This window comes from Psychrosphaera sp. HA2-10 (assembly GCF_055693745.1).
In genome coordinates this window covers 1,651,842-1,669,778 of the sequence record NZ_CM146341.1, presented here as the reverse complement: position 1 = coordinate 1,669,778, position 17,937 = coordinate 1,651,842, and the positions used below count along the sequence as shown (strand labels likewise).

Genomic DNA, 17,937 nt, shown 5'->3' with positions numbered 1-17,937 from the left:
TAAAGATACAGAAGTACAGGGTAATCGGAGAATACAAGTGACAAAGCGCAGAGTAGTAGTGACGGGTATGGGAATGTTATCACCAGTAGGCAATGACGTTGATAGCACATGGAAAAGCTTGCTAGCGGGTAAGAGCGGCGCAGAGTTGATAACTCATTTTGATACAGAACAGTTCGGTACTAAATTCGCCGCTATGGTCAAAGACATAGACTTGTCCGAATATATTCCCCGCAAAGATGCCAAAAAAATGGACTTATTTATTCAATACGGCATTGTGGCAGCTATTCAAGCGATAAAAGACTCTGGTATAGAAATAAACGATGATAATGCTGATCGAATTGGTGCCGCGATAGGCTCAGGTATTGGCGGTTTAGGCTTAATCGAAGAAAATCATGCAAAACTGGTCCACAATGGACCAAGAAAACTCTCTCCATTTTTTGTACCATCGACAATTATTAATATGATTGCAGGCCAACTCTCAATTATGTTTGGTTTAAAAGGACCAAATATATCAATCACAACGGCTTGCACATCGGGTGTTCATAATATTGGCCACGCCGCGCGCATGATTGCTTACGGTGATGCAGACGTTATGGTAGCCGGTGGTGCAGAAAAAGCGTCTACAGAGCTTGGTATCGGCGGTTTTGGTGCAGCACGAGCACTATCGACTCGTAATGAGGAGCCAACGAAAGCGAGCCGACCTTGGGACAAAGACAGAGATGGATTTTTATTAGGTGATGGTGCAGGTATGATGGTCCTTGAAGATTATGACCATGCTGTTGCTCGTGGCGCAAAAATATATGCAGAGTTAGTTGGCTTTGGAATGAGTGGCGATGCTTACCACATGACCTCACCTCCAGAAGATGGCAACGGAGCCGCTCGTTCAATGCAAAATGCTTTAAATGATGCAGGAATAGACGCTTCTCAAGTCGGCTATATTAACGCACACGGTACGTCAACTCCCGCAGGTGACAAGGCTGAAACACAAGCGGTAAAAACGGTGTTTGGTCCTTCGGCAAGTACAGTGCTTGTATCGTCGTCAAAGTCTATGATAGGGCATTTGCTCGGTGCGGCAGGGGCCGTAGAATCAATTATCACAGTGATGAGTTTAATTGATCAAAAAGTTCACCCGACAATTAATTTAGACAACCCAGATGAAGGTTGTGATTTAGATTACGTTGCGGACGGCGCGCGTGATGTAAAAATGGATTACGCTTTGTGTAATTCTTTTGGTTTTGGTGGCACTAACGGAACGTTAATATTCAAAAAAGTGTAGTTTTAGTTCACTGACAGGTGAATTTAAGGCGAAAATTTGATACAAAAGCTCAATGATTTCATTGGGCTTTTTTTATGACCTTTAATTGTTACAACGATAACTTAAATCTAACCGACTGTAGCAAGGACTGGTTTGAACAAAGAAGCTTTTTATTTGGTGATGGTCACTTTACAACTACAAAAGTTGAACTGGGGCGCATATTAGATTGGCCTCTACACCTAAAGCGTTTGCAAGTTGCTAATGAGCGCTTAAAAGTTGCGAATATTAACTGGCAAAAACTATCGGAACTTGCTTCGACTCATGCACAACAAGTTAAAAACGGCATTATAAAAATTCAAATTAGCCGGGGTACTAGCGTCCGTGGTTATCAGGTGTCAAATGATATGACTCCTTATGTTTTTATAACAACAACCTCAACACAATTAGAAGATTTCGCTAAACTTAAAGCGCCGGTTGAGTTAAATATTTTGGACACAAAACTTGGCATCAATCCAAGTTTAGCGGGACTTAAACACGGAAATCGACTTGAACAAGCATTGATCAGCTGTGAACTAAACGACAAGATGTTAACCGATGGTATTGTCGCTGATATAAACGGGCATGTAATAGAAACTGCAAAGGCTAATTTATTTTGGTTTGATGGTAAGCGTTGGCATACACCATCATTAAACGATTGTGGAATCGCTGGCATTGTTAGAGAAAAAATCTTAACAAAAATGCCATTCATCCAAGAAGATACGATAACCGAACAAAAGCTAATTGAAAATGCAGAGGCTATGTTCATCTGTAATTCGATATTAGGAATAGTACCTGTGAGTCAACTAGCAAATAAAAAGTTGCAATTGGCGCCCAGCACTAAAATCCATGCCGAGGTTTTTCATGACTAATTTCTCTAAGCGTTGGTCAAAACTTAAAATATTGATCACTACATTATTTATTTTGTCCATAGCCATGCTTACAGCTTTTACATGGTTGCAAACCCAATTAGAAAAACCGTTAAAAATTCCAGAGCCCACTTTTTTTAAAGTGGAAAAAGGGGCATCAATAAATAAAGTTTGTCGTCAGTTTACACAATTGAATTGGTTAGAGTCGTGCATACCTTTGAAAGTCATGTCTAAATTAGATACAAGTTTTGACAATATTAAATCAGGTACATACAAGCTTGACGGCACTGATTCAGTTTCTCAAATAGTACAAATGTTTAGCAAAGGAGAAGTTCATCAGTTTGCTTTTACTATTGTTGATGGTGAAAACATTTATCAAGTATTAGATAAGCTCGCGGACGTTGACTTTTTAAGCAATGATATTAGAGATTTAGACTTGCAAGGGTTAGCAAACTCTATTGGTTTGAAATCTGACACACCAGAAGGCTTTTTAGCTCCAGATACCTATTTTGTTGAAGCGGATACAAAAATTACCGACTTGTTAAAAAGAGCCGTTAAAAAACAACAAGAGCGGATAGAACAAGTTTGGTCGCAGCGTCGAGTTTTTAGATTTAAAACACCATATGAACTGTTAAAGTTAGCGTCAATCATTGAAAAAGAGTCAGCTGTAGCGTCAGAACGTGGTGCAATTGCCTCGGTATTTTACAATAGGCTCGATAAAGGTATGCGATTACAAACGGACCCAACTGTGATCTACGGAATTTGGCAAGAATATGATGGTGATATAAAACGCGTTCATTTAAAACAAAAAACACCTTACAATACATATAGGATTAACGGGTTACCTCCAACACCAATTGCAAACCCAAGTTTAGGTTCGCTTTTAGCCGCCGCACAACCAGAGCAAACTGATTTTCTGTATTTTGTTGCTTCAGGAAGTGGTGGTCACGTATTTAGTAAAACGTTAGCAGAGCATAATAAAGCAGTACGCTCATATTTAGCGATACAGAAACTCAAAAATAAAGAATAGAGTTAAAGGAATTTGATGAAAGCTGGAAAATTTATTGTTGTTGAAGGACTTGAAGGTGCTGGTAAGTCAACTGCAATGTCACAAATACAATCATTGTTGTCGTCCAAAGGTATAGAATTTATTTGTACTAGAGAGCCTGGTGGAACGCCATTAGCTGAAAAAATGCGAGAGATTGTAAAAGCGGAAACAGAAGAGCATTTAACTGCAGAGGCAGAGCTTTTGTTGATGTATGCTAGCCGCATTCAGCTGATTGAAAATGTTATAAAGCCAGCTTTGGCCAAAGGGCAATGGGTTATTGGAGACAGGCATGATATGTCATCATTGGCATACCAAGGTGGCGGACGTCAGCTGCCTGATACACTGCTACTGCCTATTAGAAACGCTGTGTTAAAAGACTTTCATCCCGATCTTACCTTGTTAATGGATATTGACCCTAAGGTTGGTCTCGCACGAGCGGCCAAAAGAGGCGAACTAGATAGAATCGAACGCATGGATATGTCTTTTTTTGAGCGAACTCGAAAAGTCTATTTAGACTTAGCAAAGTCCAACCCAAAGGTCATTATAATTAATGCCGAAAACTCACTAGAGCAAGTGCAAAAAGATTTATATCAAAACTTAACGCATTGGTTAGAGAATACAGAGTTGTGATGTCAGGCACTGGAAAAGAATTAAGTGTTGTTGAGCAGGTTATAACGTTAGCCAGCTCGGGTAAGCTTGCACATGCCTACACAGTGGAAACGCAAGATTCGAATTCAACGCAACAACAACTTAACCACCTTTATAGTATGTTTTTATGTGAGCGATCTAGCGTTCCAAAGCTACAATCGTGTCAACAATGTAAAAGCTGTAAATTATATCAAGCGGGCAGTCATCCAGACTTCAAGGTGATAGACGGCCAATCCCAATCGATAGGCATTGACGAAATTAGAGCGATTAGTGAATGGCTAAATAAAACCCCACAGATCGCTAACGGTCAGATTGTATCCATTGTTCATGCTCAAAACATGACAGAAAACGCGGCAAATGCACTTTTAAAAACATTAGAAGAGCCAACACAAAACAGCTACTTGTTTTTAATCAATAGCAGTGCAAAAAAGTTATTGCCAACAATCGTCAGTCGCTGCCAAGTGTTAAAACATCCAGTCCTTTCAAATAGTCAGTTGAAGGAAAAGTATTCTTCTGTTCCAGACTATTTAATAGGGTTCGCAAATGGTAATGAGAGTTTAGTAAGTCACTGGCAAGACGAACCAAATCAAGCTCCTTATATGAACGTATTTAGCTTGTTTATGGCTTGGTTAAAAAATCAATCAAGTGCCAATCAGTTGATTGCCATTGTTCAAAAAGATATATCATTAACAGAATTTTTTGTTTATCTGTGTGAGCGCAGATGTCGACAGATGTTACTTGCTGGTTATTCTGATAATGCGGAGCAAGCCTTGAAAATATTAACAAAATTTAATTTTGCTCAAAAAAATATTAAAGGGCAGAATAGGGAAGTCGCATTTGTTGCGATGATAGAAAACTTGGAATCGTGGATTAAGTAAATGAATCGTCTAGTCGCAGAAATCGAAGATACAAAAGAGTTATTTAGATGTTACATGCCTTTTGTTAAAGGAGGTGGCTTGTTTATTAAAACAAATTTACCAGTAAAATTAGGTGAGACGGCATCTGTCATTTTAACTTTACCAGACGCACTCGAACCAGAGTTGTTTGATGCTGAAGTTATTTGGGTAACGCCACAGGGCGCTCAAAATGTAAATCCTCCAGGAGTTGGTGTTTTACTAAATAATACTGAAAACAGATTACAAGTTAAAATAGAGAAACTGCTCGGTACCATGATTAATTTACCGGAACCAACCTATACAATGTGATAAGTCACAAAGGTGTGTTTACAGAGTAACTAATAAAAAGTTTTATCTTGAGGTTGATCTGAATCACTTCTACCCTTAGTAAGGTATAAGAGCAAGTCATATAAATTCAAATATTTATGAATAATGGGAGCTATTATGTCTACACAGTGGAAGTCAGTTGCAAAGCTGCAACTCAGTAACAAAACCCTCAATTGCATTAGCTTTGAAAAGCTTGAGTCTAAATACAACCTTACCAGATTGCCTTACGCCGCTAAAATTCTTTTAGAAAATTTACTTCGCCATGAAGAAAAGCCCTTTGTCCAAGAACAAGATATTAAGGCATTAGCTGAGTGGGACGTAACTTCAAGTAAGGAACAGGAAATATCATTCGTTCCAGCAAGAGTGGTGTTGCAAGATTTCACTGGTGTACCAGCAATTGTAGATTTAGCCGCAATGCGCGACGCCATGTCAACACTGGGCGGAGACGCCAACAAAATTAACCCATTTAATCCGGTAGAGCTGGTTATCGATCATTCTGTCATGGTTGACTATTTTGCGTCTGACGACGCATTTAAAAAGAATACTGATATTGAAGTTCAACGAAATAAAGAGCGCTACCAGTTTTTAAAATGGGGTCAATCAGCCTTTGATAACTTTAAAGTTGTGCCTCCAGGGCGCGGTATAGTCCACCAAGTTAATCTTGAGTACTTGGCGCGATGTGTGTTTGATGGCCAGTTTGACGGCGAGGAATGGGCATATCCAGATACTTTGGTTGGAACTGATTCACATACTACCATGATTAACGGTCTAGGAATTTTAGGCTGGGGTGTTGGTGGTATCGAAGCAGAAGCAGCGATGCTTGGTCAGCCTGTCACTATGCTAATTCCAAAAATAGTTGGTTTTAAACTTTCAGGAAAGCTAAATCCTGGCGTCACAGCAACAGACTTAGTCCTAACAATTACAGAACAACTTAGAGCGCATGGCGTTGTTGGTAAATTTGTAGAGTTTTATGGTGAAGGCTTAGAGCACTTGTCACTCGCTGACAGAGCAACAATCGCAAACATGGCTCCAGAGTATGGAGCTACCTGCGGTATTTTTCCCCTCGACAAAGAATCCCTTAATTATCTGCACTTAACTGGGCGGTCTGAACAAGACATCGAACGAGTTGAGAAGTACGCAAAACAATTAGGTATTTGGCATGATACTTCAACGGTTGAGGCTGAATATCATGAACAAATCGACTTTGATTTATCGACAGTAAGGCCAAGCATTGCTGGCCCTAAACGTCCACAAGACCGTATTGCATTAAGCGAAGCTGCGGAGCAATACAAGGAGTGGGGCGCTTTAAACGCGACCGCGACTAACAAATCTGATGTGATGGTCACTTACAATGATAATGAGTTTGAATTAAAAAATGGTTCTGTAGTAATAGCCGCCATAACCAGTTGCACCAATACTTCGAATCCGTCAGTGCTAGTTGCAGCTGGCCTGTTAGCACGAAATGCGGCTAAACTTGGAATTAAGTCTAAGCCGTGGGTGAAAACCTCTTTAGCTCCTGGTTCACAAGTGGTGACGCAATACCTGGAAAATGCCGGCTTAATGGATGACTTGGAAGCATTAGGTTTTAACTTAGTGGGTTATGGATGTACAACCTGTATCGGTAATTCTGGGCCATTGCCAGACGAGATTGGTAAGGCAATAAGAGATAATAATTTGTCTGTAACCTCGGTTTTATCAGGCAATAGAAACTTTGAAGGTCGTATTCATGCTGATATCGCTGCTAATTACTTAGCTTCTCCACCGTTAGTTGTCGCATATGCAATAGCCGGCAATATGAATATAGACGTGGCAAATTCGCCACTTTGTAAAGATAGCCAAGGAAATGATGTTTACCTGAAAGACTTATGGCCGTCAGATCAAGAAATTAAAGAGGTCGTTGCAGCATCTATTTCTCGATCCATTTTTACTGAAAAATATGCTGATGTATTTAATGGTGATGAGACGTGGAACTCTTTATCTTCTGGTGATGAAACTATCTATAGCTGGCCAGAATCAACTTATATAAAGCAACCTCCGTTTTTTGAGGGGATGGGTGCAACATCAAGTGATATTAAACCAATAGTCGAAGCTCGCTGCTTGGTGAAAGTTGAAGATAGCATTACTACCGATCATATCTCACCTGCAGGATCAATTGCGATTGATAGTCCTGCCGCGAAATACTTGCAGGAGCAAGGAGTTGAGAAGAGCGATTTCAATTCATATGGGTCTCGTCGTGGTAATCATGAGGTAATGATGCGAGGCACATTTGCAAATGTGCGATTACAAAATCAGTTAGCGCCAGGAACTAAGGGTAGTGCTACGACGCATTACCCTTCAGACGAGCAAATGTCTATATTCGATGCTGCAATGAAGTATAAACAAGAGGGCGTTGATACTTTGGTAATTGCTGGTAAAGAATATGGCACTGGCTCAAGTCGAGATTGGGCGGCTAAAGGGCCTGCTTTGCTCGGGATTAAAGTCGTAATGGCAGAAAGTTATGAACGTATTCACCGTTCTAATTTAATTGGAATGGGGATTTTACCACTTCAGTTTAAATCGGGAGAAAGTGCAGAATCTCATGGTTTAACTGGCAAAGAGTTGTTTTCGGTGCCATCTGTTGATGCTGGTCAAAAACAAGTGGATGTGACAGTCGAGAGTGAGGGTAGTAAAAAAACGATTCAGTTTGACGTTAGAATAGACACAGCTAATGAGTTTGATTACTTTTCAAATGGTGGAATTTTATCTTATGTTATTCGTAATATGCTGGAAAGCTCATCGTAAAAGTAGTGCCCTGACCTAGTTGGCTATCAACTGAAATGTTTGCGCCGTGGTCTTGGAGTATCCCATAAGAAATGGATAGTCCAAGGCCAGTTCCTACCCCAACAGCTTTAGTGGTGAAGAAGGGAGTAAAGAGTTTTTCAAGATTCTCTGGGCTAATACCGGTTCCAGTATCGGAAATTTTCACTATGACTTGGTCTTGTTCTTGTTCGGTAGAAACCGTGATAGTGCCACCGTCTTCCATTGCATGTTTCGCGTTAATTAACATATTTACTATAACTTGTTCAATTTGACCAAAATTGCCTTTTATATTGCTCACTACGTCAAGGTGTTTCTCAACTTCACAATTATATTTAAGTTCATTCCAAACTAACTGAATAGAGTCTTCTATGCAGTCATTTAAGCTAATTGTTTCATAACTCTTACTATCACTATGTGAAAATGATTTCAGTCCGGCAACAATGTCTTGAACACGTTTTAAACCACCTTTGGACGCTACAATTAGGTCATTAACATCAGTGCGAATAAAATCTACATCTTCTTCTTTCCATAAAGCCTCCACCTTATTTAATGCACTGGAGTCGGTTTTCGCCTCAACAATGAGATCTAACAGTGTATTTAATACCGCAATATATTCCGCTAAAGTTTCATAATTGCTGATCACAAAACCAATAGGGTTGTTAATCTCATGTGCAACACCAGCGGCTAGTTGTCCTATAGATGCCATGCGTTCAGATTGAATAAGTTGGCGTTGTGTATCATCGAGTTTTTTATAGGTTTTTTCTAATTCTTTAAATCGGTTACCAAGATTAACGGTTGCCATTTGTCGTTGTACTGCAACCGCTAGCATAGAACGAGAAGACTCTACTGATTGCAGTTTCAGGATGTCTATTTGAGTCGAATCTGAATAAACAAAACAAGCGAAGCCTCGATTATTTTTAATGTGAAACAAAGGGACCAAATAAGCGTACTCAAAGCTACTTTCGTTATCAATTAAAGCATTCATAGGCAATAATGTACTTTCACCACCAGAGCCTTCCACCGAATCTAATATGGTTCCAAAGTTAAAAACTTTTACCAAATCTCTGATCTCTGAAGATTGTTCGTTTATTTCGGTTCGCTTGTCGCTTTTAGCACCACTCTTATTTTTAGATGGCTGTTCAAGTTCCATTACTGAGGCTAATGTCCATTGATTATTTGGAGACTTTTGACGAAGTTGGAAAAATATACATTGAGCATTATCCAAGAACTCACTGGCCCGACGAAGATATACTTGAACCGTCGCATTTACAGAATCTGCGTTCCATATATCAGCCGACAACCCGGTAAAGAAAGACAGTTGTAACTGCTGCAACTTCGCTTCACTTGCTTGGTTTTTAAGGCTTTGATTTGACTCGAATATTTCCCTAGATCTTTGTTCCAAAAGGGTTTCGGCCATTTTTCTGGCCGCTTTCTCTCGTTCTAGTGCTTTTTCGAGTGCATCAATGCGATTTTGTATTTCGTCAGCCATATTTAACTATCTGTAGTTCCTTGAAAAGTGAGCTATAGTTTAAGAATAGTACGTTTTTACAGACTTTATTGATTAAATATAGGCGTTTTATGTCAGAAAAGTACAAAATATTATTACTAGATGATGAAGTTGAAATATTAAACTCGCTAAAGCGACTATTTCGCAAAGATTATGTTGTAGATACATTCGTAAATGGCGAGTTGGCACTTGAAGCGCTAGAAGAAAATGAATATGCCATCGTCATCTCCGATATGAAGATGCCCAATATGGATGGGGCAACTTTTTTATCCAAGGCAAAAGAGATATCTCCAGATTCAATTAGAATTTTATTAAGCGGCTATGCAGACATTGACAGTACAGTAAAAGCTATTAACGAAGGCGATATTTTTAATTACGTTTGCAAGCCTTGGAACAACGACAATTTAAAAGCACTTTTAAAAAATGCGATAGGCCGCTACACGCTCAAAGCTCAAAATACGGAACTGTCAGGGAAATTAGTAGCGGTCAATACAGAGTTGAAAGAGGCTAATGCAAAGTTAGAAGAAAAAGTCGCAGCTCGTACGAAAGAACTAAACCATAAAGCGGCGATGCTTAAACGCTCGACTATGAAACAAAGACGCTTCTTTCGCCAAATTCTCGATATGGTCAGCTTAATAATTGAAGACCGAGCAGGTCACGAAAATGGTCACAGTAAGCGCGTAGCTGCGCACGGAAAAGTATTGGCTGAAGAACTTGGTTTGAGTAGGGCGGAATCAATTAATATCTATTTGACTGGACTCCTGCATGAAGTTGGTAAGGTCGCAATTACCGATAAGTTACTTAAAACAGTGGAGTTTGAACGTACGACTGAAGAAAATCTTGCATTTAAAAAGCATGCTGTAGACGGAGCTAAAATACTCAGTAAGTTGCCAAACTTTAAAGAAGTTGCTGAAAATATAAAACATCAGTACGAAAACTATGATGGCTCCGGTTACCCAGATAATTTAAAGAAAGATGAAATACCCTTAGGGTCTAGAATTTTAAAAGTGGTGAGTGATTATGATTACCTACTGCTTGGTCATAAAGACGGTAATAAACTGTCTCCAGATAGAGCTGCGTTTCAACTGAAGGAACAACGCGGCAAACTGTATGATTATAAAATAGTGGATCAGTATTTAGATTTGCTAACTCGAATTCCTGATATTGAGGAGTTAGACGCCGACTATTGTGTCGCGACAAATAAACTAGAGCCTGGGATGATAGTGTCGGACGATGTCAAAAATAAAACCGGTGGTATTATGTTAACAAAGGATACGACCCTAACAGAAACGGCTATTGCTAAATTAGTTAATTACGAAAAAGATAACGACTGTTTTCTAACCATTTTTATCTATTAATTTAATTCTGTTTTGACGCGTCGTTTTGTAAGATTATCAGCGGCGCGTTGCAATACATATATATCAACGGAGTCGTTCACTTTTTTATCTGTGGAGTAGGCTGTATTTTTTATTAACTGACCTTTTTTGAACAGTATCGCATTGTCTTTGTAAACAAAGTAAAAATGCTCTTCAGAAAAGTTAGTGGTGATATTATTTAAGTTAATTTCGCTAAGTGGCACGTCAACTAGGTTGTTAGCAACATAGTCTGGACAAAGCAGGACATCGTTAAGGTAACTTGCCACTAGATTTTGCGGGCTAAACGCCATATCGGGAGCTCTATCAAAACCTACCAATAATGCATTAGTTCGGTAAAAGATATCTTTTTTACTAGTATCGTAAAAGACATATATCTTTTTAGCGGCTAAGTCTCGGTAACCAGATGTTTCGTCAAAATTTGCACTCGATAGTTCAACAGATATTTTACTTGAATCAATGTGACTATTCACTTTTAAGTCCATTTCCGCAGACTCATATAACCCAGGTAATCCTGTTGTAAAATTGAACAACAAGATGTTTAAGTCTTTAGGAATAGAAAGTTGATTTGTTGCTTGGTAGTTAATGTTATTTGTTGATAACCACTTCTCAACTTGCAATTTATTGTTTTGAGGTAACAAAAACACCTGCAAATTAGGACTAGCAGTCACATCACATTGCACTGGTTTAGTATCAGATACTTTGTAGATACTATTGTTTACCAATGCTCTATTTGATTTTGAGTCGTTATATTTCTCTAAATCTAGCAGATCGTATCGGGCTAATAGTGTTTTGGCTGTTAATGGATAGTGCGCTGGAAACATTGAACCTTGCTTTGCAATATCTGTATTAAGAGTAGCATCTGCCCATATGTGCATAAGATGGCTAAAGAAGAAACTAGCGATTAAAGTTCCAGCAATTACATATCTTTTTGAAAAGTTCTGTAATACGTGAATTTTCTTCCAAGTGTAGTTGCTTGCAAAAAATTGATAGCCAAGTATCAACACATATACTGCTAATACCATAACAAAGTAACTATCGCCCATAATGCCCACATATACATCTTCTACTTCACTAATTTGATTAAATGAGCTAGAAGTTAAGTGGTAACCTAAACCTCTGTAGGCAAGCACATCTAGGAACAAATAGAGTTGGAAAAAAGACGCCATAACGGCAGAAACTCCGCGAATATGACGTTTGTATGGAAACAAAATAATAACGGGAAATATGGTAATAATGAAACAACTTAACGACAGGAACGCAAAATGCCCTAGCCAAGTGGTGACAAAATAAAGCCAACCAGAAAGAGTGACTGGTAGGCTATGTTCAACAATGTAGAAAAATGAAAATACCAAAGCTAAAAATAGATTAGCAAATGTAAACCAGTGACCCCAAGATAGAAGGTTAAATGGTTGTTCGGTTTCCCATTGATCTTTAAGTTTTATTACCATTGATTTTAAATCAGTCCCTTGCTTGTTACATTAATGCTTTGGTGCACTTAATGAATTTAACAAAGCATCAGCAAAACTTTTAGCTATTTGTTGTTTTACATCAGGTTTGACGTTGTCGTCAATTACATTACTAACAGTATTACCGAGCGCAATTAGAGCTAAATCTACAGAAACTTTGTTTTTTTGTACAACTTGTAATAATTCTTCAACTAAATTATTAATCTCATCGTTTGAGTATTTTGATATGATTGGCATAACGATATCTTTATTAATGGTTCGAAGTGCGAATCTTAACACATTAGGTGACTAGGAAAACACATGTCATTAGCAGTAAATCAATTTTCTATCGCATTTTACGAAAAGCAGGCTGAAACAGAGTTTTCAACTAAATGGGCAGTAATGGCCGACGAAAGCTTAACCAAGGCTTTCACTTTTGTAGAGCAACTTCACAACATTTACAACGCAAAACCAAGTAAAAGTTACGCGGCGTTTTCAGAAGAAAAAAATACCGCATTCTCTCATCGCTTGCAAAGCTATCTGGGCAAAGAACTGCCTTTTGACCACCTGTCAAAAGAAGTGCTTAAAATTTTTCAAGCCGAGTTAGAGAAATATGAGTTTGAAGAAACTGGCTATTTGTTATTAATCGATTATGAGTATGTTGCGACTCGCTACGTGATGGTTGGTGTTGTTAATTTGACTGATCATTTCTCGGTAGACAATGAATTTGGTATTAAACGTGAACGTCATTTAGACATTAATAAGATTCAATTAGCCGCCCGAATTGACGTGAGTAGTTTGTTGCACAGTGCGGATGATTTAAAAACGATATCGTTTATTAAAGGTCGTGCCGGTAGACAAGTTAATGACTTTTTTATGGACCTATTAGGGTGTACAGAGACGATTAACGCTAAGTCGCAAAGTAAAGAGCTTTTATCGGCTATTGATGACTTCATGTCATCGGAAACGATGGACCCAAATGAAAAAGCTGAAACTCGAGAAAAAGTCTTTGAATATTGTAACGAACGCATTGCGAGTGGAGAAGATGCTCGACTAGCTGAGTTAAATGATACGTTATCAATGTCAGCAGATAATGAATTTAAAGACTTTATTAGCCAGCAAGATTACTCATTTGACGATAATGTAACTTTAGATAAAAGTACCGTTAGAAAATTGGTTAAACTGTCTGGAAGTGGGCAGGGGGTATCAGTATCCTTTGATCGAATCCTATTAGGTGATAGAGTAAATTATAACCCTCAACGAGATGAGCTTACTATTAAAGGTGTGCCAGCTTCCTTAAAAGCGGTATTACTAAATGAGTTTGGCTTAGAGTAAACAATGAACGTAAAAGAATCACTGAACCTTAAGAAAAAAGTAGCTGAAAAAGTGCGAGAAAAGGCAATAAAAAAAGCTGAAACTCGCATTATGCTGGCTGGGAAAACACCAAGTGATTTTAATGAAGCTCAATTAGAGATTCTAGTGAAAGAAGAAGAAGACAAAATCTATGGCAGTGCTAAAGAGAAAGGGCTTCTTGTGCTGGCATCTCTACTTGGGTTATCGCTTTGGAGCTAGTTTATGTTTCAACATGTAGTCCGATGGACTTTTTTAATTACAATTTGGAAAAAATACAAAGCGCAATTATTAACAACATTAGGCTACTTGCTTGCACTACTGTTGGTTTCTTTGATTCATAAAGATTATTTAGACTATGTAGCAACGTCAAATGACGGACAGGATTTTATTGCTACTTCGTTTATTTTGAAATGGATTGCCTACATAACAGTTACGGCTTCGTATTTTTATTTGTTTTCGCGTTTTTCAAAAAAGGCTGAAATTGGGCACGAAAATCTAAGCTTTTTAAGAAAATTTCAAAAACAAACACCGCCTGCAGCGAGTAAAAAAACAAATAAAGCACAAGAGGCTGCGGACCCATTTGCCAATATTCGCACTAAAGCGAAGTTAAGGTCGGAAGCTGATTTATTAATGGATAAAGATAATGACGCTAAAAATTAAGTTCGCTTAATTCCTTTAATTTTTCTATACGATCTTTAGTCATGTAAATTTCACACTCTTTTGCCAGTGAAATTGAAGCCGTAACATCAGGTAACATAGAAATGTATTGCCATTTACACGTCGCTTTTTTATATTTCTCAAAAAGTCTAACTGATGATTTATATAAGGCGACTGGATCATTGCCAGTTTCTGCTTTATTTAAATCTCTTAGAATTATCTCGACGTTTGTTTCCCAAGTCATAAGCTCTCTTTCTACTTGCACATATGCTGCGTCGAGGCACAAGCTATAGTCCATAGGGCTTTTATGCTTTTTTTTACAATTATCAATTTCTTTAGAGTTATAGAAAAAATTGGCGTTCGCTGAAAAAGAAAACGCCAAGGGCAACAAGATTAATACCTGAACAAGTCGAATGAACAATCTAATACCTTTATATCTTTTAATTAAGGTAAAACTTTTTTGTATGGTTTTACCGTTGATTTTGCATAAACACCAGCTTCAATATACGGATCTAAACTAGCCCATTTTTCAGCGTCCTTTAGTGAATCGAACTCTGCAATTACTAGTGAGCCTGTAAAACCAGCCTCGCCCGGGTTTTCACTGTCAATTGCTGGTAGTGGGCCGGCAACCAATAAACGACCTTGTTCTTTAAGTTTAACTAATCGTGCTAAGTGCTTTTCTCTTGTAGCTAACCGCGTGGAAAGAGAATCCTGTACATCTTCAGAATAGATCATGTAATACATTTTAGTGTCCCTAATTATAAGTTTAGTAAAATAATTTGGCGGATCTTGCTTTAATTGACGGAAAAATCAAGTTGAATGGGAAGACAGTATGTTAATTACTTGATAGCATGAGGTATAAACAATTAAAAATAATTATAATAAAGGTAGTTTGTATGAGTGCGGATAGAGAGCATTTTTCGTCAAAGCTCGGATTTATATTAGCAGCAGCTGGATCTGCTGTTGGTATTGGTAACCTGGTTGGCTTCCCTGTTGCGGCAGCAAAAAATGGCGGGGGTGCATTTTTATTTATTTATGCGTTATTTGTCATCATTATATGTTTGCCAGTCATGATGGCTGAAATGGCCGTTGGTCGACACACGAATAAAGATCCTCTAGGGGCCTATTCAAAATTGTCTGACAATGACAGCAAGTGGAAAATCGCAGGCTGGTTAGGGGTTATTACTCCGTTTATGATTGGCGTGTTTTATCTGGTAATTACCGTATGGATATTTGGTTACTTATTTGGTGCAGTTACTGGTGACTTAGAGTTATTAGCAAACCCTGCAACATTTGAGAGCTTTGTTACTGGCTCACAATTATTTATTTACATGGCGGTTGTAGCGGCAATAACAGGCTTTATTTTAATGAGCGGTGTAAAAGAGGGAATTGAAAAGGCTGCAAAAGTATTGATGCCGTCGTTATTCTTATTACTTATACTACTCGTTATTTATGTCTTAACGTTAGACAATGCGCTAGCTGGAGTGTCCTTTTACGTATTACCTGACTTTAGTAAAATAACCGCAAGTGTTGTTAGCGGTGCTTTGTCTCAAGCCTTCTTTTCGTTATCACTAGGTATGGGTATTTTGGTTACTTATGGTTCTTACATGAGTAAAAAACAGGATATTGCTGACTCATCAAAGTTGGTTGCTCTAACTGACACTGGTGTTGCGTTTGTTGCTGGTTTATTAATAATGCCAGCGATATTTAGCTTTGACCCTCAGGTTGACCCTTCTGAGTTATCAGAGTCGTCTATTTCTTTGATTTTTGTTCTACTTCCTAAAATCTTCTTATCTTTACAAACCGATATCGGCTACTTTGGCGCGAGCGCTATAGCGTCACTGTTTTTCTTGCTTGTATTCTTCGCAGCTATAACGTCACTAGTATCTATTATTGAAGTACCAAACTCTGCGATTATGGGAGAGAAAAACTATTCTCGTAAAAAGTCTCTATCGACTCTAGCGGTTATGGTTGTATTGTTAAGCGTGTTTGCTTCTATGTCTTTTGGTATGTCAGAGTTTTTCACTAAGTTTGTAAGTTATGCTGGTGCTGATAAGTCGCTATTTGATGTGATATACGATGTGTTTTACGACACTATATTGCCGTTAAACGGTTTGTTAATATGTCTGTTTGTGTCGCATCGCTGGAAAAAAGCTAATTTTAATAACGAGTTAATGGAAGGCGCCGAGCCGGGGAAACATCAGTTCCTATTGAAGTATAGCGATTTTGCGTTATCCACCATCATTCCACTTGTACTAGCTGTGATTTTTATTAATACAGTAGCAATGAAGTTCTTTGCAGTGAATTTACTATTCTAAATTTGTAAAATACACTTGTTAGTTCTAAATAAAAAAAACCGCTTCGATAGCGGTTTTTTTATGTCTGGTGAGCAGTTGCGATTAATTCTTAAGGCTTTAACGTAGCTGTTTATTCTATGTGGCTATCTATTCTACGTAGCTATTTATTCTACGTAGCTATCCTCTTCATCATCGTAGTCTTCATCACCCATATAAACTCCCCAGCCATCGGAGTAACCACTATGTTTTTCGGCAATACGTTTGTAGTCTTTTTCAAATTCGCTAATCGTCTCGTGATTAACAAGTAAAACTTTTGACACTTGTAACTCGATTGCATCACTAGCTTCTCCACCATGATCGTAATTGCGGCTTTCAACTTTTACGATTGGTTCTTGTTCATCCATCCTACGTAAAAAGATCTTGGCTACTTTGTCCGCATCTTCTTCTTTGTGGAAGAGGGCAAAAAAATCAACTACATACTCTGGAGTAAAATCAAAACCTGCATCAGCCATCTCTTTTAATATCTGGCCAGTTTCATCGTTAGGAAAATTCATTATTAATCTACTTATTGTCGGTTTATTCGAGTTACAAAAGGTATCTTATCGTATTTGCTTGAGCGGAACGGATTGATGTCTAGGCCACCACGGCGAGTATAGCGAGCATAAACGCTCAACTCTTGCGGTGAACAAAGTGCCATAATGTCAGTAAAAATTCGCTCTACACACTGTTCATGAAACTCGTTGTGCATTCTAAACGATATTAAATACCGAAGCATGGACTCGTGATCAATCTTGCGTCCAGTATACTCAATAACAAGACTTGCCCAATCAGGTTGATTTGTAATTAAGCAATTTGACTTTAGCAAATGACTATTTAAGGTTTCTGAAACAACAATCTCATCTGAGCTACATTTTAAAAGTGATGTATCAAACTCATAACTTTCCACTTCTATATCAAGGTCATCAATGTTTTCACCTGGAAGCGCATGTATCTGAAAATGCTCCACTTCTTTTATATCAAATAAATTTACTTCAACAGGTTTACCAGCGCACTTTGAAAGGTCAGACTGCATTGTTTCAGTGACCGAAGCCCAGTCGTTAAAACGAGTTTGATTGAAGCTATTTAAATAAAGCTTAAAAGATTTACTTTCAATTAAGTTTTCACTGTTAATGGGAACATAAAACTCTGCGATAGCGACAACGGGCTTACCTTTATTATTCAGCCAACTGACTTCGTAACCTGTCCATAAGTCAACGCCTTTAAATGGTAGTTCCTCACCAAGTTCTAAGTCATTTCTGTTTAAGCTACGTGGCACACCCTGCAATAAAGTTGCATCGTATGTGCTTGCATATTCAGTCACTTTCCCTAATGACAATTTTCCTAATACTTCGCTATCATTATATTTTGCTGTCATGATCAAAAAT

19 protein-coding genes are annotated in these 17,937 nt (G+C 38.2%); 12 read left to right on the top strand and 7 right to left on the bottom strand.

Annotated features, from left to right (window positions below; translation table 11 throughout):
- The first annotated feature begins 37 nt into the window (after positions 1-37).
- The 7 genes from fabF to acnA all read left to right on the top strand — a co-directional run bounded on the left by fabF (position 38) and on the right by acnA (position 7,860).
- Positions 38-1,276 carry a beta-ketoacyl-ACP synthase II gene (gene fabF / locus ACZ1GV_RS07570; RefSeq protein ID WP_472673649.1) on the top strand — a complete coding sequence of 413 codons (1,239 nt, stop codon included), beginning with the start codon at positions 38-40 and terminating at the stop codon, positions 1,274-1,276.
- Between the two features lie 74 nt (positions 1,277-1,350).
- Entirely contained in the window at positions 1,351-2,163 is an 813-nt protein-coding gene (gene pabC / locus ACZ1GV_RS07565) for an aminodeoxychorismate lyase (RefSeq protein ID WP_472673648.1), read from the top strand.
- Positions 2,156-3,190 carry an endolytic transglycosylase MltG gene (gene mltG, locus ACZ1GV_RS07560; RefSeq protein ID WP_472673647.1) on the top strand — a complete coding sequence of 345 codons (1,035 nt, stop codon included), beginning with the start codon at positions 2,156-2,158 and terminating at the stop codon, positions 3,188-3,190. The genes pabC and mltG overlap by 8 nt, the downstream gene beginning before the upstream one ends.
- Positions 3,191-3,205: 15 nt before the next feature.
- Positions 3,206-3,838 (top strand): dTMP kinase, encoded by a 633-nt coding sequence (gene tmk / locus ACZ1GV_RS07555; RefSeq protein ID WP_472673646.1) that lies wholly within the window; start codon positions 3,206-3,208, stop codon positions 3,836-3,838.
- Complete coding sequence (locus ACZ1GV_RS07550; RefSeq protein ID WP_472673645.1) at positions 3,838-4,734, top strand: hypothetical protein; 897 nt, start codon at positions 3,838-3,840, stop codon at positions 4,732-4,734. Before tmk ends, ACZ1GV_RS07550 begins: the two co-directional genes overlap by 1 nt.
- Positions 4,735-5,061, top strand: a complete 327-nt coding sequence (locus tag ACZ1GV_RS07545) for a PilZ domain-containing protein (RefSeq protein WP_210559252.1) — start codon at positions 4,735-4,737, stop codon at positions 5,059-5,061. It begins immediately after the preceding gene.
- Positions 5,062-5,196: 135 nt separating this feature from the next.
- Positions 5,197-7,860 (top strand): aconitate hydratase AcnA, encoded by a 2,664-nt coding sequence (gene acnA / locus ACZ1GV_RS07540; RefSeq protein WP_472673644.1) that lies wholly within the window; start codon positions 5,197-5,199, stop codon positions 7,858-7,860.
- Here acnA and ACZ1GV_RS07535 read toward each other — a convergent pair.
- The gene (locus ACZ1GV_RS07535) at positions 7,829-9,367 is read right to left on the bottom strand and encodes a sensor histidine kinase (RefSeq protein ID WP_472673643.1); all 1,539 of its coding nucleotides are present in this window, start codon (positions 9,365-9,367) and stop codon (positions 7,829-7,831) included. The genes acnA and ACZ1GV_RS07535 overlap by 32 nt on opposite strands.
- A gap of 89 nt (positions 9,368-9,456) precedes the next feature.
- Between ACZ1GV_RS07535 and nosR the strand changes: the two genes are divergently transcribed.
- Positions 9,457-10,743: a response regulator c-di-GMP phosphodiesterase, NosR family gene (gene nosR / locus ACZ1GV_RS07530; protein ID WP_472673642.1), complete on the top strand. Its 1,287-nt coding sequence runs from the start codon at positions 9,457-9,459 to the stop codon at positions 10,741-10,743.
- Here nosR and ACZ1GV_RS07525 read toward each other — a convergent pair.
- Both ACZ1GV_RS07525 and ACZ1GV_RS07520 read right to left on the bottom strand, forming a co-directional pair.
- Positions 10,740-12,209, bottom strand: coding sequence for a DUF3413 domain-containing protein (locus ACZ1GV_RS07525; protein ID WP_472673641.1), 1,470 nt, complete (start codon positions 12,207-12,209; stop codon positions 10,740-10,742). The genes nosR and ACZ1GV_RS07525 overlap by 4 nt on opposite strands.
- Positions 12,210-12,239: 30 nt before the next feature.
- Positions 12,240-12,464, bottom strand: a complete 225-nt coding sequence (locus tag ACZ1GV_RS07520) for a YejL family protein (protein ID WP_210559257.1) — start codon at positions 12,462-12,464, stop codon at positions 12,240-12,242.
- A gap of 63 nt (positions 12,465-12,527) precedes the next feature.
- Here ACZ1GV_RS07520 and ACZ1GV_RS07515 point away from each other — a divergent pair, with 63 nt between their 5' ends.
- Genes ACZ1GV_RS07515 through ACZ1GV_RS07505 form a run of 3 tightly spaced genes read left to right on the top strand, consistent with a single transcriptional unit; the run spans position 12,528 to position 14,219 of the window.
- Complete coding sequence (locus ACZ1GV_RS07515) at positions 12,528-13,541, top strand: nucleoid-associated protein (RefSeq protein ID WP_210559258.1); 1,014 nt, start codon at positions 12,528-12,530, stop codon at positions 13,539-13,541.
- 3 nt (positions 13,542-13,544) lie between these two features.
- Positions 13,545-13,778, top strand: a complete 234-nt coding sequence (locus tag ACZ1GV_RS07510) for a hypothetical protein (RefSeq protein WP_472673640.1) — start codon at positions 13,545-13,547, stop codon at positions 13,776-13,778.
- 3 nt (positions 13,779-13,781) lie between these two features.
- Positions 13,782-14,219 (top strand): hypothetical protein, encoded by a 438-nt coding sequence (locus ACZ1GV_RS07505; RefSeq protein ID WP_472673639.1) that lies wholly within the window; start codon positions 13,782-13,784, stop codon positions 14,217-14,219.
- On the opposite strand, the gene ACZ1GV_RS07500 is transcribed toward ACZ1GV_RS07505, so the two are convergent.
- Positions 14,209-14,460 carry a hypothetical protein gene (locus ACZ1GV_RS07500; protein ID WP_472673638.1) on the bottom strand — a complete coding sequence of 84 codons (252 nt, stop codon included), beginning with the start codon at positions 14,458-14,460 and terminating at the stop codon, positions 14,209-14,211. The genes ACZ1GV_RS07505 and ACZ1GV_RS07500 overlap by 11 nt on opposite strands.
- 200 nt (positions 14,461-14,660) lie before the next feature.
- Positions 14,661-14,960 carry a YciI family protein gene (locus ACZ1GV_RS07495; protein ID WP_472673637.1) on the bottom strand — a complete coding sequence of 100 codons (300 nt, stop codon included), beginning with the start codon at positions 14,958-14,960 and terminating at the stop codon, positions 14,661-14,663.
- 152 nt (positions 14,961-15,112) lie between these two features.
- Here ACZ1GV_RS07495 and ACZ1GV_RS07490 point away from each other — a divergent pair, with 152 nt between their 5' ends.
- Entirely contained in the window at positions 15,113-16,534 is a 1,422-nt protein-coding gene (locus tag ACZ1GV_RS07490) for a sodium-dependent transporter (protein WP_210559263.1), read from the top strand.
- Positions 16,535-16,677: 143 nt separating this feature from the next.
- Here ACZ1GV_RS07490 and ACZ1GV_RS07485 read toward each other — a convergent pair whose 3' ends face one another.
- Together ACZ1GV_RS07485 and queF are read right to left on the bottom strand one after the other, a co-directional pair.
- A complete protein-coding gene (locus tag ACZ1GV_RS07485) occupies positions 16,678-17,067 on the bottom strand; it encodes a ribonuclease E inhibitor RraB (protein WP_210559264.1) in 390 nt (129 codons plus the stop codon).
- Positions 17,068-17,078: 11 nt separating this feature from the next.
- A complete protein-coding gene (queF, locus tag ACZ1GV_RS07480) occupies positions 17,079-17,927 on the bottom strand; it encodes an NADPH-dependent 7-cyano-7-deazaguanine reductase QueF (RefSeq protein WP_472673636.1) in 849 nt (282 codons plus the stop codon).
- Positions 17,928-17,937: the final 10 nt, after the last annotated feature.

Coding starts and splice junctions, on each gene's coding strand:
- pabC (WP_472673648.1), top strand. CDS start 1,351: ATGACCTTTAATTGTTACAACGATAACTTAAATCTAACCGACTGTAGC.
- mltG (WP_472673647.1), top strand. CDS start 2,156: ATGACTAATTTCTCTAAGCGTTGGTCAAAACTTAAAATATTGATCACT.
- tmk (WP_472673646.1), top strand. CDS start 3,206: ATGAAAGCTGGAAAATTTATTGTTGTTGAAGGACTTGAAGGTGCTGGT.
- ACZ1GV_RS07550 (WP_472673645.1), top strand. CDS start 3,838: ATGTCAGGCACTGGAAAAGAATTAAGTGTTGTTGAGCAGGTTATAACG.
- ACZ1GV_RS07545 (WP_210559252.1), top strand. CDS start 4,735: ATGAATCGTCTAGTCGCAGAAATCGAAGATACAAAAGAGTTATTTAGA.
- acnA (WP_472673644.1), top strand. CDS start 5,197: ATGTCTACACAGTGGAAGTCAGTTGCAAAGCTGCAACTCAGTAACAAA.
- ACZ1GV_RS07535 (WP_472673643.1), bottom strand. CDS start 9,367: ATGGCTGACGAAATACAAAATCGCATTGATGCACTCGAAAAAGCACTA.
- nosR (WP_472673642.1), top strand. CDS start 9,457: ATGTCAGAAAAGTACAAAATATTATTACTAGATGATGAAGTTGAAATA.
- ACZ1GV_RS07525 (WP_472673641.1), bottom strand. CDS start 12,209: ATGGTAATAAAACTTAAAGATCAATGGGAAACCGAACAACCATTTAAC.
- ACZ1GV_RS07520 (WP_210559257.1), bottom strand. CDS start 12,464: ATGCCAATCATATCAAAATACTCAAACGATGAGATTAATAATTTAGTT.
- ACZ1GV_RS07515 (WP_210559258.1), top strand. CDS start 12,528: ATGTCATTAGCAGTAAATCAATTTTCTATCGCATTTTACGAAAAGCAG.
- ACZ1GV_RS07510 (WP_472673640.1), top strand. CDS start 13,545: ATGAACGTAAAAGAATCACTGAACCTTAAGAAAAAAGTAGCTGAAAAA.
- ACZ1GV_RS07505 (WP_472673639.1), top strand. CDS start 13,782: ATGTTTCAACATGTAGTCCGATGGACTTTTTTAATTACAATTTGGAAA.
- ACZ1GV_RS07500 (WP_472673638.1), bottom strand. CDS start 14,460: ATGACTTGGGAAACAAACGTCGAGATAATTCTAAGAGATTTAAATAAA.
- ACZ1GV_RS07495 (WP_472673637.1), bottom strand. CDS start 14,960: ATGTATTACATGATCTATTCTGAAGATGTACAGGATTCTCTTTCCACG.
- ACZ1GV_RS07490 (WP_210559263.1), top strand. CDS start 15,113: ATGAGTGCGGATAGAGAGCATTTTTCGTCAAAGCTCGGATTTATATTA.
- ACZ1GV_RS07485 (WP_210559264.1), bottom strand. CDS start 17,067: ATGAATTTTCCTAACGATGAAACTGGCCAGATATTAAAAGAGATGGCT.
- queF (WP_472673636.1), bottom strand. CDS start 17,927: ATGACAGCAAAATATAATGATAGCGAAGTATTAGGAAAATTGTCATTA.